This window comes from Pseudomonas anguilliseptica (assembly GCF_900105355.1).
GTDB lineage: Bacteria > Pseudomonadota > Gammaproteobacteria > Pseudomonadales > Pseudomonadaceae > Aquipseudomonas > Aquipseudomonas anguilliseptica.
Genome location: NZ_FNSC01000001.1, coordinates 3,177,581 through 3,193,907, shown reverse-complemented (window position 1 = coordinate 3,193,907; position 16,327 = coordinate 3,177,581). Strand labels below are relative to the sequence as shown.

General features: G+C 60.0%; 15 protein-coding genes. 12 read left to right on the top strand and 3 right to left on the bottom strand.

The genetic code is table 11. The features are described from left to right. Window positions 1-126 precede the first annotated feature (126 nt). Window positions 127-1,197: an AAA family ATPase gene (locus BLW24_RS15435; protein WP_244161169.1), complete on the bottom strand. Its 1,071-nt coding sequence runs from the start codon at window positions 1,195-1,197 to the stop codon at window positions 127-129. Window positions 1,198-1,391: 194 nt separating this feature from the next. Between BLW24_RS15435 and BLW24_RS26005 the strand changes: the two genes are divergently transcribed. The 3 genes from BLW24_RS26005 to BLW24_RS15420 all read left to right on the top strand — a co-directional run bounded on the left by BLW24_RS26005 (window position 1,392) and on the right by BLW24_RS15420 (window position 3,151). Next, window positions 1,392-1,751 carry a hypothetical protein gene (locus BLW24_RS26005; protein ID WP_167360385.1) on the top strand — a complete coding sequence of 120 codons (360 nt, stop codon included), beginning with the start codon at window positions 1,392-1,394 and terminating at the stop codon, window positions 1,749-1,751. Between the two features lie 425 nt (window positions 1,752-2,176). Continuing rightward, a complete protein-coding gene (locus BLW24_RS15425; RefSeq protein ID WP_090248782.1) occupies window positions 2,177-2,389 on the top strand; it encodes a cold-shock protein in 213 nt (70 codons plus the stop codon). A gap of 267 nt (window positions 2,390-2,656) precedes the next feature. Next, on the top strand, window positions 2,657-3,151 hold the full coding sequence (locus BLW24_RS15420; RefSeq protein ID WP_090383476.1) for an RDD family protein: 495 nt from the start codon (window positions 2,657-2,659) through the stop codon (window positions 3,149-3,151). A gap of 61 nt (window positions 3,152-3,212) precedes the next feature. Here BLW24_RS15420 and lptG read toward each other — a convergent pair whose 3' ends face one another. Together lptG and lptF are read right to left on the bottom strand one after the other, a co-directional pair. Further along, window positions 3,213-4,274 (bottom strand): LPS export ABC transporter permease LptG, encoded by a 1,062-nt coding sequence (gene lptG / locus BLW24_RS15415; RefSeq protein WP_090383472.1) that lies wholly within the window; start codon window positions 4,272-4,274, stop codon window positions 3,213-3,215. Continuing rightward, a complete protein-coding gene (gene lptF, locus BLW24_RS15410) occupies window positions 4,267-5,388 on the bottom strand; it encodes an LPS export ABC transporter permease LptF (RefSeq protein WP_090383466.1) in 1,122 nt (373 codons plus the stop codon). Before lptF ends, lptG begins: the two co-directional genes overlap by 8 nt. Before the next feature lie 143 nt (window positions 5,389-5,531). On the opposite strand from lptF, the gene BLW24_RS15405 reads away from it, so the two are divergent. The 9 genes from BLW24_RS15405 to rlmF all read left to right on the top strand — a co-directional run bounded on the left by BLW24_RS15405 (window position 5,532) and on the right by rlmF (window position 16,188). Next, window positions 5,532-7,022, top strand: a complete 1,491-nt coding sequence (locus BLW24_RS15405) for a leucyl aminopeptidase (RefSeq protein ID WP_090383463.1) — start codon at window positions 5,532-5,534, stop codon at window positions 7,020-7,022. A 55-nt stretch (window positions 7,023-7,077) separates the two neighbouring features. Then, complete coding sequence (locus BLW24_RS15400; protein ID WP_090383459.1) at window positions 7,078-7,497, top strand: DNA polymerase III subunit chi; 420 nt, start codon at window positions 7,078-7,080, stop codon at window positions 7,495-7,497. Between the two features lie 152 nt (window positions 7,498-7,649). After that, on the top strand, window positions 7,650-8,048 hold the full coding sequence (locus tag BLW24_RS15395) for a DNA polymerase III subunit chi (RefSeq protein ID WP_090383455.1): 399 nt from the start codon (window positions 7,650-7,652) through the stop codon (window positions 8,046-8,048). A gap of 106 nt (window positions 8,049-8,154) precedes the next feature. Beyond that, complete coding sequence (locus tag BLW24_RS15390; RefSeq protein ID WP_090383451.1) at window positions 8,155-10,986, top strand: valine--tRNA ligase; 2,832 nt, start codon at window positions 8,155-8,157, stop codon at window positions 10,984-10,986. A gap of 138 nt (window positions 10,987-11,124) precedes the next feature. Beyond that, entirely contained in the window at window positions 11,125-12,576 is a 1,452-nt protein-coding gene (gene nhaC, locus BLW24_RS15385) for a Na+/H+ antiporter NhaC (protein WP_090383445.1), read from the top strand. 211 nt (window positions 12,577-12,787) lie between these two features. Next, window positions 12,788-14,161: a sodium:proton antiporter NhaD gene (gene nhaD, locus BLW24_RS15380; RefSeq protein WP_090383440.1), complete on the top strand. Its 1,374-nt coding sequence runs from the start codon at window positions 12,788-12,790 to the stop codon at window positions 14,159-14,161. A 32-nt stretch (window positions 14,162-14,193) separates the two neighbouring features. Continuing rightward, window positions 14,194-14,490, top strand: a complete 297-nt coding sequence (locus BLW24_RS15375) for a winged helix-turn-helix domain-containing protein (protein WP_090383436.1) — start codon at window positions 14,194-14,196, stop codon at window positions 14,488-14,490. A 15-nt stretch (window positions 14,491-14,505) separates the two neighbouring features. Further along, window positions 14,506-15,069 (top strand): VTT domain-containing protein, encoded by a 564-nt coding sequence (locus BLW24_RS15370; RefSeq protein WP_090383432.1) that lies wholly within the window; start codon window positions 14,506-14,508, stop codon window positions 15,067-15,069. A gap of 90 nt (window positions 15,070-15,159) precedes the next feature. Next, entirely contained in the window at window positions 15,160-16,188 is a 1,029-nt protein-coding gene (rlmF, locus tag BLW24_RS15365) for a 23S rRNA (adenine(1618)-N(6))-methyltransferase RlmF (protein ID WP_090383429.1), read from the top strand. Window positions 16,189-16,327: the final 139 nt, after the last annotated feature.

Below are 16,327 nucleotides of genomic sequence, written 5' to 3'. Positions count from 1 at the left end.
TTTGGCAAAGAACCTCGCGGGTATCGGCTCATCATTCGTGCCCATTTTTTCCATTGATGCCCAACAATTAACGTGGGCATGAATGTGTTTTCAGGGCATGAATAGCGACTTTGAGTGACCCTAGTTCTATGGCAAAGACCAATAAGTAGTCATGTCTTTACCAAAACCTTCGCGACAGGCAACCACGTCGAGACGCTCACGAGCAGTGCGCGTTTGCTTGGTGGTATATCCATTCTCTGCCATCAACTGCTTCGCCAGCTTTCCGCCTATTGGCCCGTCTCGGAGAATCCGGCGTAAAGCCTCCGCCGGATCGTCACCCGATTCATCTTCACTACCCGCACACTCAACCTCAGCCAGAATTTCGCCGGCACTTCCCTCTATGGACGCCCCCCAGACCACACGCGTTGTCTCAATACCCTCATCCAGCAAGCAAGTCTCAATCGTGTAACCAACGCCTCCTTGGTCGTCGCTGATATTCGACTTGGCGCGAGCCAACACCCGAGAGTCGGAGTCCGACGACTTTGCTGCGACAAGTACCGTACGAGCCAGCGCGCCGAATGCCTGGCTGCCAATGACCCTCTCCGCAGGGTTTGAGGTATTGCTACCTTTGCTGAAATGAGTAATTCCCAGCACGGCACAGCCGTGAGTCTCGGCAAAGTCGACCACCACCTGCAGTGAGCGACGAACATCGTTTGCCTTGTGCATATCGCCGCGCACCATATTGACCAGTGGGTCAAGCATCAGTAATGCCGCCCCGCCGATACGCTCTACAGCCTCTCGTAATAGATCAAAATCTGTTGCCGGGTCGAATGGCTCTCGCTCCCCAGCAGCATTTATTCGTCCTTCGATTATGTGTACACGCGTGAGGTCAGCACCTGCTGCAATCAGGCGCGGGATTAAGGTATCTGCTGGATCATCCTCACTACTCCAGATCAGTGCATTGCCGCGCTTGTGGCAACCAGTCCCGTCCGGCCAATGTCGGCCATTGGTCAGAGTCGCGATAAGGCCAATAGCCAATGTTGTTTTGCCGGAGCCTCCCGCCCCGGCAAGCACAGTCAGTTTCCCTTTTGCTAGCCACTGCGGCCAAAGCCAGCGGATTGCCCGAGGCTTGATAGACGAGGCAGGTGTTAACTCAGCAGCCCAACGCCCAACACTGGGCATGGGCTGGATATCAAGGGTAGATGGAAATTCTTCCACGCTATTCGACCCACTCTGAAGCAGCAGAGCGACTGGCCAATTGAGCGTTTTGCCAAGCTGCAATCTCTGCAGCTACAAAAAAAGCGCGGGCCGTACGTGCATCACTGTCCTTGATCGGCACCGGGAAAGTTAAATCGTTTCGCATTAGCTTATACAGCCCACTCCGCGAACGACACAGCAGGTCGCAAGCGGCGGTGAAACTCATCATCTGGATAGGGACAGGGCTAGTAAAGTCAGGCAGTGAAGGTTCGCTGACGTTTCTTGCAAGGGTGATCGCCAGCAAATTTTTAGGTGCGTCTGAGTGCATCGAGAGATACTCATGGGTGGAAGACGCCCCTCAATTTACGCACGTTTCTATCGCTGGCAAGCGAAGTACCCTACGCCAACTGATAGCTATGCAAAACGCAGCAAAGCAGATTGCGCAGGAACCGGCGTCAATGCTCGCGCACCGCTCGCTCTACACATCGAGACCCACAGAGCTCGCAAGGAAACCTGAGTTTAAAGAACGCCCAGCAGCCAACAACGTGTATGCCTATCTGTATGCCAACCAATAAAAAGCACTCAGAAACCAGCTACCATAAGGAAAATCGAGTCTCCCCCGGGCACCATAAACTCGAAGAAAGGCCTTGAGACTCAAGGCCTTTTTATTGCCCGCAATAAAGCTACAGCACGCCAAAACAACGCTCAGACACAACCCTTGCCCATGCGCCACAGGCCCGCAGAGCGCACACACGAGACGCCAAGCAAAACACCTACAACCCAGCAACGGCATGCCCTGCAGGGGCTTGGCATTTGCCAGGAAGTTAGCGTAGAGTTTGCCCACTGTGTTTGCATGGGTCGCCGAAAATCGTGACCTGATGCAGTAGATCATCTAGATCCGCTACATCCCGCTCGACGTCGCATACCGCCTTGCAACCAGTATTCAGTCCCTCATGTCGAGTAGCGGCTGTCATCAACTCAAGGTTCAAGGAAATACACCATGTCGAATCGTCAGAACGGTACCGTCAAGTGGTTTAACGACGAGAAAGGTTTTGGTTTTATCACTCCAGAAAGCGGTCCGGATCTGTTCGTACACTTCCGCGCGATCCAAGGCAACGGCTTCAAGAGCCTGAAAGAAGGCCAAAAAGTCAGCTTTATCGCTGTGCAAGGCCAGAAAGGCATGCAGGCTGACGAAGTGCAAATCCAGGAGTAATCCTGCCGCTTTGAAGAACCCCTGATGGCAACATCGGGGGTTTTTTATGTCCTACCATCCATGGCGGCCACCCTTCGGGCCGTCGCTACGCGACGTTAAAAATGACTCCCGATCATTTTTTATGCTCTGCCATCCATGGCGGGCTACCCTTTGGCCCGTCGCTGCGCGACGTTGAAAATGACTCCCGGTCATTTTTATGGCCGAGCATTCCCACGAATGCCGTATTGTTGCCGCCATTCTGCTAGCCGATTGAGTAACGAGCCGTCCATGCCGAAACACCTACTGCGCCCGCAGGGTGAATTCCCCAGCGCGGGACTGATCCGCCGCCTCGCCGCGATGTTCTATGACTTTCTGCTGTGCATCGCCTTGCTGATCGTCGTGACCTTTATCTACAAGTTGATCCTGATGGGTTTCTACGGAGAGGCGCAGCTCAAACAGATGTCCGACGCAGGCGCATTAGATGGCGACCCCCTGCTCTCGACTGTGCTGTTTCTCAGCCTGTTTGGCTTCTTCGCCAAATTCTGGACGCACAACGGCCAGACCCTGGGCATGCAGGTGTGGGGCCTACGTATTCAGAACAGCGACGGTACAGCGATCAGCCTATGGCAAGCATTGCTGCGCTTTCTGGTCGCCATTGGTTCCTGGCTACTGCTGGGCCTGGGCTTTTTCTGGGTGCTTTGGGATAAAGAAAAGCGCAGCTGGCATGACATCTACTCGGACAGCCAGGTGATTCAGCTGCCGAAGAATATCCACAAGAAGTAACTAACAGGCATGAAAAAGCCGGCGTACACACTGGGTGCACGCCGGCTTTTTTACGCCTGAATCAACCTGCGCGGCGTAGCAACCAGACGCCGGCCAGCGCGCAGATACCGGCAGGAATCAAGACCGCCAGCAACGGCGAGAAGCCGAACACCAGGCTCGACGGGCCGAGCAGATCCTGGCTGATTTTGAACACAAAGCCCACCAGCACACCAGTAAATACGCGCTGCCCCAGGGTTACCGAGCGAAGCGGGCCGAAGATAAAGGAGATCGCCATCAGCACCAGTGCCGCCGTTACCAACGGCTGCAGCACCTTGGTCCAGAACGACAACCAGTACTGACTGTTATTCAGCCCCTGCTCGGCCAGATAATGGATGTAATTCCACAGACCGGTCATCGACAGCGCGTCCGGCGCCAACACCACGGTGCCAAGCAACTGCGGCGTCAATTCAACATCCCAGCGCTCACTACCCTGCTTAATGACCTCACTGCTGCGCTCACGGAAGTGCGTGGTTGTAACATCTTCCAACTTCCAGTGATCGCCCTGGTACTGCGCACGTCGCGCGAAGCTGGATGACTGCATGCGCTTGTGTTCATCGAAGCGGTAGCGAGTAACGCCCAGCAGCACGCCATTGGGCTGCACGGCGTTGATATGCACATATTCCTGCCCTTGGCGATGCCACAGACCGCGCTTGGCGCTTTGCGCCTCACCGCCGCCCTGAGCCATGGCACGACTGGCCTGAGCCTGGTTTTCACTATAGGGCGCGAGGTACTCACCAATCAGCACACCGACCAGCATCAGCACCAGCATCGGCTTCATCACTGCCCAGACAATCCGACCGATCGACACCCCGGCCGCACGCATGATGGTCAGCTCGCTATTACTGGCCAGCGAGCCCAAGCCGATCAGACAGCCAATCAGCGCGGCCATTGGCAGCATTTCATAAATACGTCGCGGCGCCGTCAGCAGTACATAACCGAGGGCATCAAGCAGGCTGTAGTTGTCCTGGACATCGCCCAGCTCGTCGATAAAGGCAAACAGCAGCGCCAGGCCAACAATGATCCCCAGCACGGCAAGGATGGCGACAAATACCTGCACACCGATGTAACGATCCAACTTAACCACGGGCCACCTCCTGTGCCACACGACGGGCCGCCCAGCGCAAACGCAGCGACTCCCAATAAAGCAGCAGTAGCCCGATCAATACGAACACCCCATGCACCCACCACAAGCCAAGCGCTGCGGGGATTTTCTCTTTATCTAAGGCGCCACGCGCGCCAATCAGCAATGCCAGGTAAGCCATATAAAGCAGAATGGCCGGCAACAGTTTGAGGAAGCGCCCCTGGCGTGGATTAACTCGCGACAGCGGCACAGCCAGCAGGGTGACCACGAACACCAGCACCGGGATCGACAAACGCCACTGCAGTTCGGACTGCATGCGCGGCTTGTCGCTACCAATCAGCTCGCGCGTCGGCATCGCCTCGCGATCGGTGACCTCCACCGCCACTTCTGGCTTGGGCAGCAGCACGCCGTACGTGTCGTATTTGATTGCGCGGTAATCAGCCTGACCTGGATTGCCGTCATAACGGTAACCATTTTCCAGAATCAGGTAGCGACTGCCATCCGCCTGGATCTCCTGACGACCGGACTCGGCCACCAGCACGGAGATGCCGCGCTCCTTATCACCCTGGCTGGACAGCTGCTTCTCGGAGATAAACACCCCAGACAACTCCCCCCGATCCTCGGACAACTCCTCGGTATAGGTCACCCGCGAGCCGTTTTTCATCGATTGAAAACGCCCCGGCACCAGAGTATCGAGCTCAGTCATGGCGCTCTGCTGATTGAGAATCCGCGCCACATGCTCAACGCCTTGCGGAGCCAGGCCCAGGCTCAACCAGCCAGCCAGCAAGGCCACCAAGGCCGCCGGAGCCAGGCTGTAAGCAAACAAGCGCTGCTGGCTCATGCCGGTGGCCGAGAGCACAGTCATCTCGCTGTCCAGGTACATCCGCCCATAGGCCAGGAGAAAGCCGAGAAATAGCGCCAACGGCAGAATCAGCTGCAAGAAGCCGGGCACCCGGTACGCCATGATCATCAGCAGCACTCCAGGGTCGAGCAGACCCTGCGCCGCCTGGGCCAGGTAACGGATAAAGCGACCACTCATAATGATGACCAGCAGCACCGCGCTCACGGCGCTCAGGGTCAACAACACTTCACGGGACAGATAACGGAAGACGATCAAACCAGACACTCCAGGGTTGTCAGGCTCAGGCGGCTAAGATCAAACTAGCCGCACTGCTTGCCGGCTCGCCCAACTGGCGAACCATCGAAAAATAGCCGGCATTATCCTGCAATACTGACGCCTTGTCTTGGGGACACCACGTAATGGAATTTATTGTTAAAAGCGCGCGCCCAGAAACACTAAAAACCGCCACCCTGGTTATCCCTGTTGCTGAGGGCAAAAAACTCGGCGAAATCGCCAAGGCCATCGACACCGCCAGCGCAGGTGCAATCAGCGCTCTGCTCAAGCGCGGCGACCTGGCCGGCAAGGTCGGCCAGACCCTACTGGTGCACAATCTGCCGAACCTCAAGGCCGATCGCGTGCTGCTGGTCGGCACCGGTAAAGACAGCGAATTGTCTGACCGCCAACTGCGCAAATTGATCACCAGCGTTTACAGCAGCCTGAAACATCTCGGCGGCAGTGATGCGGTGCTGGCGCTCGACGAGCTGCAAGTCAAAGGCCGCGACAGCTACGGCAAAACCCGTCTGATAGTGGAAAGCCTGGCCGATGCCGGCTACTGCTTCGACCGCTTCAAAAGCCAGAAGGCCGAAGCCGGCGCACTGAAAAAACTTACCCTGCTCACGGAAAAAGCCAGCCTGACCGACGCCGAGCGCGCCAGCACGCACGCCCAGGCGATTGCCGCCGGCATGGCCTTTACCAAGGACCTCGGCAACCTGCCGCCGAACCTCTGCCACCCGAGCTATCTCGCCGAAGAAGCGAAGAACCTGGGCAAGGCCTACAAAAATCTGAAAGTCGAAATCCTTGATGAGAAAAAACTCAAGGAACTCGGTGCCGGCGCCTTCCTGGCCGTGGCCCAGGGCAGCGACCAACCGCCACGGATGATCGTCATGCAGTACCAGGGCGGCAAAAAATCTGAGAAGCCCTACGCCTTGGTCGGCAAAGGCATCACCTTCGACACTGGCGGTATCAGTATCAAGCCGGCGGCCGGCATGGATGAGATGAAGTACGACATGTGCGGCGCTGCCAGCGTATTCGGCACCCTCAAGGCCGTGCTGGAGCTGCAACTGCCGATCAACCTGGTGTGCCTGCTGGCCTGTGCCGAGAACATGCCGAGCGGCGGCGCCACCCGCCCAGGCGATATCGTCACCACCATGAGCGGGCAGACTGTGGAAATCCTCAACACCGACGCCGAAGGGCGCCTGGTGCTGTGCGACACCCTGACGTATGCAGAACGCTTCAAGCCGCAGGCGGTGATCGACATCGCCACCCTCACCGGCGCCTGCATCGTGGCCCTGGGCAGCAATGTGTCCGGTTTGATGGGTAACAACGACGAACTGGTGCAGCAGATCCTCGGCGCTGGCCTGACCGCCGACGACCGCGCCTGGCAGCTGCCGCTGTATGACGAGTACCAGGAGCAGCTGGATAGCCCGTTTGCCGACATCGCCAATATCGGCGGGCCGAAAGCCGGCACCATCACCGCTGGCTGCTTCCTCTCGCGCTTTGCCAAGGCCTATAACTGGGCGCACCTGGATATCGCCGGCACTGCCTGGATCAGCGGTGGCAAGGACAAAGGCGCGACCGGTCGTCCAGTACCGATGCTGACCCAATACCTGCTGGATCGCGCCAAGGCCTGACCACCCCGTAGCCCGGACTGCATCCGGGCTACGCCTTTCCATACGCGGAATCGCAATGCCCCGAATAGAGTTTTACGTCCTTTCTTCCGCTATCCCGGGCGACCGCCTGCGTGCGGCCTGCCAATTGGCGATGAAAGCCTGGCGCGCCGGCCTGCCGGTGTTTCTGCGCGGCAGCGATGTAGCGCAGTGCAGCGAGGTGGATGAACTGCTGTGGCGCTTTAAAGCGGAAAGCTTTGTGCCGCACAGCCTGTACGAGGAAGACGCGCAAGCACCAGTAGTTATCGGCCTGGACGAAGTGCCTACCAGCGCGCAGGGCGTGCTGATTAACCTGGGCAACACGCTTTCGCCGCAAGTCGAGCACTTCAGTCGGGTGATTGAAATCGTCAACCAGGAACCCGGCCTGCTGACCGCCTGCCGGGAGAATTTCCGCAGCTACCGGCAGCGCGGGTATGATCCCAAACGAGTCGAACTCTAGCAGGCCGTTGAAAAACTACCTGCGTTGGCAATACTGCGTTAAAAGCGGCCTCGGAATGCTCATTTACAACACGTAAACTCTGCTTCCTCGGCCGCTTTTGCCTTGCCTTGCCTGCCTCGCCTACGCTTTTCAACCGCCTGCTAGTTGCCACCATGGACACCCCAAAACCGCCGCAAAAACCCGCTCAACTGCTGAACGACCTGGAGTCGATCCGCCAACTGCTGGGCGATGAAAACCTCGAACCACCGCTGCTGGTCGATTCCCTCGACCCGGATAGCATCCCCTTGCTTTCGGATATCGTTACACCACCACCCAGCGTGGCAGCGATAGCACCAACGCCAAAGCCAGCGGTTGCGCAAAACCTGCGTGAAACCGTCAGCCAGAGCGTCAACCGCGACAGCGAACTGAACCGTCTGGACAGCGAGCTGCGGGCTGCGGCCCAGTTGATCCTGCAGGATGTGATCGACGATTTCGTACCGCAGATCGAGGCCGAGCTGAAACGCCGCCTGGATGCGCGCCTGACTCGCTTGCTGCCGCCGCGTCGGCCATAACCACGCCCACCAGTCAGCCGTACCGCGCGCGCCCTTACGTCACACAGGCCATCCCCGCTATACTTGCCGGCTTTTCCATCTAGCCGTCATAAGGGTCCCGCCGCGCATGGACAAGACCTACCAGCCGCACGCCATTGAAACTGCCCTGTATCAGAACTGGGAAGCGAACAACTATTTCGCCCCGCAGGGTTCGGGCGAGCCCTACAGCATTATGATCCCGCCGCCGAACGTCACCGGCAGCCTGCACATGGGCCATGGCTTCAACAACTCGATCATGGACTGCCTGATCCGCTTCCGCCGCATGCAGGGCCGTAACACCCTGTGGCAACCGGGCACCGACCATGCGGGCATCGCCACCCAGATGGTGGTTGAGCGCCAGCTTGCTGCTGAAGGTGTCGGCCGCCACGACCTGGGCCGCGAGAAGTTCCTGGAGAAGGTCTGGGAGTGGAAGGAGCAGTCCGGCGGCACCATCACCCGGCAGATCCGTCGCCTGGGCAGCTCGGTGGACTGGTCGCGCGAGCGCTTCACCATGGACGAAGGCCTCTCGGAAGCAGTGAAGGAAGCCTTTGTGCGCCTGCACCAGGACGGCCTGATCTACCGCGGCAAGCGCCTGGTCAACTGGGACACCAAGTTCCACACCGCCATCTCCGACCTCGAAGTGGAAAACCACGACGAGAAGGGCCACCTGTGGAACCTGCGCTACCCACTGGCCGACGGCAACAAGACCGCCGACGGCAAGGACTACCTGATCGTCGCCACCACCCGCCCGGAAACCATGCTCGGCGACAGCGCCGTGGCCGTGCACCCGGAAGACGAGCGCTATAAAGCCCTGATCGGCACCTTCGTCGAGCTGCCGCTGGTGGGCCGCCGTATCCCGATCATCGCCGACGACTACTGCGACCCCGAGTTCGGCACCGGCTGCGTGAAGATCACCCCGGCCCACGACTTCAACGACTATGAAGTCGGCAAGCGCCACAACCTGCCGCTGCTGAATATCTTCGACAAGGATGCCCAGGTTCTCGCCAAGGCCCAGGTGTTCAACATCGACGGCAGCGTCAACAGCGAGATCGACGGCAGCCTGCCGACCGAATACGCCGGCCTGGACCGCTTCGTCGCCCGCAAGCAGATCGTTGCCGCCTTCGAGGCCGCCGGCCTGCTGCAAAGCATCGACGACCACGCCCTGAAAGTGCCGAAGGGTGACCGCTCCGGCACCGTCATCGAGCCCTGGCTGACCGACCAGTGGTACGTCTCCACCAAGCCGCTGGCCGAAAAAGCCATCGCCGTGGTCGAGAGCGGCGAAATTCAGTTCGTGCCCAAGCAGTACGAGAACATGTACTTCAGCTGGATGCGCGACATTCAGGACTGGTGCATCAGCCGTCAGCTGTGGTGGGGCCACCGTATTCCAGCCTGGTACGACGAGGCCGGCAACGTCTACGTCGGCCGTGACGAGGCGGAAGTCCGCGCCAAGCACAACCTGGGCGATGCCAACCTGCGCCAGGACGAAGACGTGCTGGACACCTGGTTCAGCTCCGGCCTGTGGACCTTCTCCACCCTCGGCTGGCCGCAGCAGACCGACTTCCTCAAGACCTTCCACCCTACCGACGTGCTGGTCACCGGCTTCGACATCATCTTCTTCTGGGTCGCCCGGATGATCATGCTGTCCACCCACCTGACCGGGCAGATCCCGTTCAAGACCGTGTACGTGCACGGTCTGGTGCGCGACGGCCAGGGCCAGAAGATGTCCAAGTCCAAGGGCAACGTGCTCGACCCGCTGGACATCGTCGACGGCATCGAGCTGGACGCCCTGCTGGAGAAACGCACCAGCGGCATGATGCAGCCCAAGCTGGCCGAGAAGATCGCCAAGCAGACCCGCGCCGAGTTCCCCGAAGGCATCGCCGCCTACGGCACCGACGCCCTGCGTTTCACCAACCTGGCGCTGGCCTCCACCGGTCGCGATATCAAGTTCGATATGGGCCGGGTCGAGGGTTACCGCAACTTCTGCAACAAGATCTGGAACGCCGCCAACTTCGTACTGGAAAACACCGACGGCCAGGACACCGGCGTCAATGGCGAGCCGGCTGAGTTGTCCTCGGTGGACCGCTGGATCATTTCTGCCCTGCAGCGCACCGAAGCCGACGTCACCCGCCACCTCGACGCCTTCCGCTTCGACCTGGCCGCGCAAACGCTGTACGAGTTTATCTGGGACGAGTACTGCGCCTGGTACCTGGAGCTGGTCAAGCCGGTGCTGTGGGACGAGAACGCACCCGTCGAGCGTCAGCGCGGCACCCGCCGTACGCTGGTGCGTGTGCTGGAAGTGGCGCTGCGTCTGGCCCACCCTTTTATGCCCTTTATCACCGAAGAAATCTGGCAGCGCATCAAGGCGCAAGCCGGCGTCAGCGGTGACACCATCATGTTGCAGGCCTGGCCAGTGGCCAATGAAAGCCGCATCGATGCTGCCGCCGAAGGCGACATCGAGTGGGTCAAGCAGCTGATGCTCGGCCTGCGGCAAATCCGTGGCGAGATGAAAATATCCATGGCCAAGCGCATCGACATCATCCTGGCCAACGCCAGTGACGAAGATCGCCGCCGCCTGGCCGACAACGCGCCGCTGCTGAACAAGCTGGCCAAGCTGGAATCGGTACGCGTACTGAGCGCCTCGGAAGAAGCGCCGATGTCCGCTACCGCTCTGGTTGGCGATATGCAGGTGCTGGTGCCGATGGCCGGGCTGATCGACAAGGACGCCGAACTGGCGCGCCTGGACAAGGAGATCGCCCGTCTCGACGGCGAGGTCAAGCGCGTCGGCGGCAAGCTGAGCAATGAAGGCTTCGTCGCCAAGGCCCCGGCCGAAGTGCTCGATAAAGAGCGCGCCAAACTGGCCGAAGCCGAGCAAGCCCTGAGCAAGATGGTTGAGCAGCGCGGCAAGATCGCCGCACTCTGATCCACTGGCAACACCCGCAGCCCGCGCCCTAATCGGCGCGGGTTTCGTTTTTTTGTAGGAGGGGCTTCGCCGCGAGCTTTAACAGAAAAGTCGCGGCTAAAGCCCCTCCCACGGCTCACCTGATTTACCGGTACACCCATGACTGATACGCGCTCCCCTTCCCTGCTTGATGCCCTGCTGCCGATTGGCGTGCTGGTGGTGTTGCTGGGTCTCTCCGTTTACCTGTATGGCGACAGCTCCTCCAGCGGGCCGAACCAGATCGCACTGATGTGTGCGGCCTTTGTCGCCGGCCTGGTCGGTCTGAAGAACGGCCTGCAGTGGGCGCAGATCGAAGAAGGCATCCTCGCCGGCATCCATATGGCGATGAAGGCCAACCTGATTCTGCTGGCAGTCGGCGCCCTGATCGGCACCTGGATTCTCGCCGGCACCGTGCCGACCATGATCTGGCTCGGCCTCAAGCTGATCTCAGCAGAGTACTTCTACGTTACCAGTTGCCTGATCTGCGCCCTCACCGCGCTTTCCATCGGCAGCTCCTGGACGGTTGCCGGCACCCTGGGCATCGGCCTGATGGGTGTGGCCGCCGGCCTGGGCCTGGACCCGGCGATTACCGCCGGGGCGATCATTTCCGGCGCCTACTTTGGCGACAAACTCTCTCCGCTGTCAGACACCACCAACCTGGCACCCGCTGCAGCCGGAGCGGATCTGTTTGCGCACATTCGCCTGATGCTGCGCACCACGGTGCCGGCCCTGCTGATTGCCCTGGTGCTGTTCTTTATCCTCGGCCAGCAGGCCAGTGCCAGCCATGACACCGCACGCATCGCCGAGGTGCTGACGGCGCTGGAAGCTCAGTTCAGCCTGGGCTGGCACCTGTTGCTGCCGGTGGCGCTGCTGCTGTTTCTCGCCGTGCGCCAGTGGGCGGCCTTTCCGGCGGTGTTTGTCGCCGCGCTGCTCGGCGGCATCTTTGCCGTGGTCTTTCAGCCCGAGGTAATGGCCCGCCTGGCCGATCCAGCCGCCGGCAGTCTGGCACCGCTGAAAACTGTGTGGAGCGCATTGTTTGCCGGCTACGAGTCAAACAGCGGCAACCCCGCGCTGGACGGTCTGCTGTCCAAAGGCGGCATGGCCAGCATGCTCACCACCGTGTGGCTGATCATCTGCGCCATGTGCTTTGGCGGCGTGCTGGAAAAACTCGGCCTGCTGCAAAGCACCCTGCACCTGGCAAAAAGCACCAGCAGCCTGATCGCCAGCACCATTGCCACCACCATCGGCACCAATATCATCACCTCCGACCAGTACATCGCCCTGGTCCTGCCGGGCCGCATGTACCGCGCCGAGTATGAAAAACGCGGGCTGGCACCGGTCAACCTGTCGCGCGCCCTGGAAGACGGCGGCACCCTGACCTCGGTACTGGTGCCATGGAACACCTGCGGCGCTTATATGGCTGCGACGCTTGGCGTGGCGACCCTGAGTTACCTGCCGTACTGCTTCTTCAACCTGCTGATGCCACTGCTGGCAATCACCCTGGCCTTTATCTTCCCGCCACAGGCTGTGATGCCTGCCCACGCCGAACGCGACGACCTGTCGCAGGCCTGAGCCAAAACCCGCCCGCGACTGCGTACCCCGCGCAGTTCGGGCGCGTCAGCGCTAACCAATCAGTCAGAAAACACCTGCGCAAGTCGCAGGCAGGCTCGCTGGCGATAAATACCCTCCCAATTTCCGAGTATTTCAGGCATCTTCGTCGACGCATCAAAAGCCTCCGGCACCTCTAATTCAATAAAAAAGCCCTGCAAATGGAATTCTGACCATGTATGCGTTGATGGCATTGATCTTTGTCCTCGGTTACCTGTGCATCGCCCTCGAACACCCGCTGAAAATCGATAAAGCCGCGTCAGCCATCCTTACCGCAGTGATCTGCTGGACCCTGCTGGTACTGGGTGCCGACAGCATCCTGCCGTTGATCGGCGCCGCTACCGCCGGCGCCAGTGGTAATGACCATCACGTCACCGAAGAGCTGCGCCATCATCTGGGTGAAATCTCCGAAATCCTGTTCTTCCTCATGGGTGCCATGACCATCGTCGAGCTGATCGATGCCCATGAAGGTTTCAAGGTCATCACCGACCGTATTCGCACCAACAAGCGTGTGCACCTGCTGTGGCTGGTGGGCGTGATTACCTTTTTCCTGTCGGCGGCGCTGGATAACCTGGCCACCACCATCGTGATGATCTCGCTGCTGCGCAAACTGATTGATGATCAGAAAGAACGCTGGTTCTACGCCGGCATCGTGGTGATCGCCGCCAACGCCGGCGGGGCTTGGTCGCCAATAGGCGACGTGACCACCACCATGCTGTGGATCGGCAACCAGATCACCGCCAGTGGCATCGTGGTCAAGCTGATCATCCCCAGCCTGATCTGCCTGCTGGTGCCGCTGACCATCATGAGCTTCGTGCTCAAGGGCGAAATTACCCCGCCCAAGCTCAAGCAAAGCCGCGAAAGCCGTCGTGACCCGACCACGCCATTCGAGCGCAACCTGGTATTCGTGCTGGGCCTCGGTGCGTTGATCTTCGTGCCGGTGTTCAAGACCATCACCCACCTGCCGCCGTATATGGGCATCCTGTTCGGCCTCGGCGTACTCTGGGTTACCACCGAAATCATCCACCGCAGCAAGAACAGCGAAGACAAGGACCCCCTCTCGGTGGTCGGTGTACTGCGCCGCATCGACGTCACCAGTGTGCTGTTCTTCCTCGGCATCCTGCTGGCGGTGTCCAGCCTGTCGACTGCCGGTCATTTGATCGACGTCGCCACCTACCTGAAAGACAGCCTGGGCAATGTCTACACCATCGCCATGTCCATCGGCCTGCTCTCCGCCGTGGTGGATAACGTGCCGATGGTTGCCGGCGCGATGAAAATGTACCCGCTGGTCAGCCCTGAAGCCCTGGCCGTAGCGAGCAACGAAAGCGGCTGGTTAAGCAATTTCGTGGTCAACGGCCACTTCTGGGAAATGCTCGCCTACTGCGCAGGCACCGGCGGTAGCTGCCTGATCATCGGCTCGGCAGCCGGCGTGGCCGCCATGGGCATGGAAAAGATCAACTTTATCTGGTACCTGAAGTACATCAGCGGCCTGGCCTTTGCCGGTTATATCGCCGGCGCCCTGAGCTATATCGCGCTCTTTGCCATGTAGCTTGAAACCCAAACCAAGGCACAGGAGCCTCTATGGACGTCAGCAAAACCCGCAGCAGCTTCTACCGCCGCCTGTACGTGGCCTGGCTGATCGACAGCGGCACCGCCACCAACGTGCCCGCGTTGATAGACGCTACCGGCATGCCCCGGCGCACCGCCCAGGACACCTTGAACGCCCTGGCCGAGCTGGATATCGATTGCGCCTTTGCCCAACAAAGCGGTGAGCGTAATAACGCCGGGCACTATGAAATTCGTGACTGGGGCGCGATCAATCCGCAGTGGATTGCCGCAAACCTGGCGCAGATAAAAGCCGTACTCGGCTACCCCTGAAGCCACGAGGCCGCCATGCGCAGTTCCTCCCGCCTGCTGCTGGTCATCCTGTTCCTGCTGGGCCTGTTCGTGCTGTTCGAAACCCTGGGCATACGCGCGCAGTTCAACCTCGACGCCTTGCAGGCGCTGCTCCTGATGCACCCGGTCGTCGGCCTGCTGTTGTTTACCCTGCTATTTGCTCTGGGCAATCTGATCCAGATTCCCGGCTGGGTATTTCTCGCCGCTGCGGTGCTGGCCCTGGGACGGGTATATGGCGGCGTCGTCACCTATATCGCGGCCTGCGTGTCCTGCACCGCCACCTACATCGCCATTCGCTATCTGGGCGGAAACGCCCTGCGTGAGCTGGACAACCCGCTGGCGCAACGTCTGTTAAACGGCCTTGATCGCCACCCACTGGCCAGCATCATCAGTCTGCGCATGCTGTTTCAGACCGTGCCGGCGTTGAACTACGCGCTAGCCTTATCTGGCGTGCGCTTTCGCATCTACCTGCTCGGCACCCTGCTCGGCCTGCCGCTACCCATTGCCTTGTACTGCGTGTTCTTCGACTACCTGGCCATGCTGCTCAATATTGCCCACTAGCACCGGCATTCAGCGTTTACCTCCAGTCAGCAAGCAACCTGCGCCCAGCTGTGGGAAAATCCCGCGCCCCAAGCCTTAGATTCGTCTGCCATGTCCTTGCCGCCGAAACGTCCCAGCCGTAAACCTGCCACACCGCGCACTGCGCCCAGTAAACCTGTGGCCAGCCCGGCCGATGCGAGCAAGGGCCAGTTGCACCCACGCAATCGCCACCAGGGCCGTTATGACTTTCCCGCGCTGATCAAGGCCAGCCCGGAGCTGGCGGCCTTCGTGATCATCAACCCCTATGGCAAGGAGAGCATCGACTTCGCCAACCCGGCAGCGGTCAAGGTGTTCAACCGCGCGCTGCTCAAGCAGTTCTATGGCATCGCGCATTGGGATATTCCGACGGATTACCTGTGCCCGCCGATTCCGGGGCGTGCCGATTACCTGCATTACCTGGCCGACCTGCTGGCCGCCAGCAATGGCGGCGAGATTCCACGCGGGGCCAGGGTGCGTGCACTGGATATTGGCGTCGGCGCCAACTGCATCTACCCGCTACTGGGTCACCGCGAATATGCCTGGCAGTTTCTCGGCTCGGACATCGCCGCCAGCGCTATCGCCTCAGCCAAGACCATCGTGCAGGCCAATCCGGGTTTGAGCGAGGCAATTGAGTTGCGCCAGCAGCGCGACAGCGCGCATATCTTTCAGGGCTTGCTGCACCCCGATGAGCGCTTCGACCTGACGCTGTGCAACCCGCCCTTCCACGCCAGTGCGGAAGAAGCCAGCAGCGGCAGCAAACGCAAATGGCGCAACCTCGGCAAGCTCGACCCCAAACGCAAACTGCCAGTGCTGAACTTCGGCGGTCAGGCGGCAGAGCTGTGGTGCAAGGGCGGTGAAGCGGCGTTTGCCAGCCAACTGGTTAAGGAAAGCGCCGAGATTGGCCAGCAGGTACTGTGGTTCAGCAGCCTGATTTCCAAGGCCGGTAACCTGCCGGGCGTATACAGCGCGCTAAAAAAGGCCGGCGCGCTACAGGTGCAGACTGTGGAGATGGCTCAGGGGCAGAAGCAGAGCCGCTTTGTTGCCTGGACCTTTCAGACGGCGGAACAGCAGCAGGCCTGGCGCAAAGCCCGCTGGTCGTAGGCTGGCAACGCGATGACACGGCGAACGTAGGTTGGGTTGAGGAGCAACGCGACGAAGCCCAACAGGGTATGCCGGTACACGTTGGACTTCGCTGCGCTCAGCACCAACCTACCAGTTACACGCAACGGCCATATCTCAT

What these genes read in the sequence shown, in the direction of transcription:
- BLW24_RS15395 (WP_090383455.1), top strand. Translation starts at nt 7,650, where the DNA reads ATGGACACCCCAAAACCGCCGCAAAAACCCGCTCAACTGCTGAACGAC.
- BLW24_RS15420 (WP_090383476.1), top strand. Translation starts at nt 2,657, where the DNA reads ATGCCGAAACACCTACTGCGCCCGCAGGGTGAATTCCCCAGCGCGGGA.
- BLW24_RS15425 (WP_090248782.1), top strand. Translation starts at nt 2,177, where the DNA reads ATGTCGAATCGTCAGAACGGTACCGTCAAGTGGTTTAACGACGAGAAA.
- BLW24_RS15405 (WP_090383463.1), top strand. Translation starts at nt 5,532, where the DNA reads ATGGAATTTATTGTTAAAAGCGCGCGCCCAGAAACACTAAAAACCGCC.
- BLW24_RS15400 (WP_090383459.1), top strand. Translation starts at nt 7,078, where the DNA reads ATGCCCCGAATAGAGTTTTACGTCCTTTCTTCCGCTATCCCGGGCGAC.
- rlmF (WP_090383429.1), top strand. Translation starts at nt 15,160, where the DNA reads ATGTCCTTGCCGCCGAAACGTCCCAGCCGTAAACCTGCCACACCGCGC.
- nhaC (WP_090383445.1), top strand. Translation starts at nt 11,125, where the DNA reads ATGACTGATACGCGCTCCCCTTCCCTGCTTGATGCCCTGCTGCCGATT.
- nhaD (WP_090383440.1), top strand. Translation starts at nt 12,788, where the DNA reads ATGTATGCGTTGATGGCATTGATCTTTGTCCTCGGTTACCTGTGCATC.
- BLW24_RS15390 (WP_090383451.1), top strand. Translation starts at nt 8,155, where the DNA reads ATGGACAAGACCTACCAGCCGCACGCCATTGAAACTGCCCTGTATCAG.
- BLW24_RS15370 (WP_090383432.1), top strand. Translation starts at nt 14,506, where the DNA reads ATGCGCAGTTCCTCCCGCCTGCTGCTGGTCATCCTGTTCCTGCTGGGC.
- BLW24_RS15375 (WP_090383436.1), top strand. Translation starts at nt 14,194, where the DNA reads ATGGACGTCAGCAAAACCCGCAGCAGCTTCTACCGCCGCCTGTACGTG.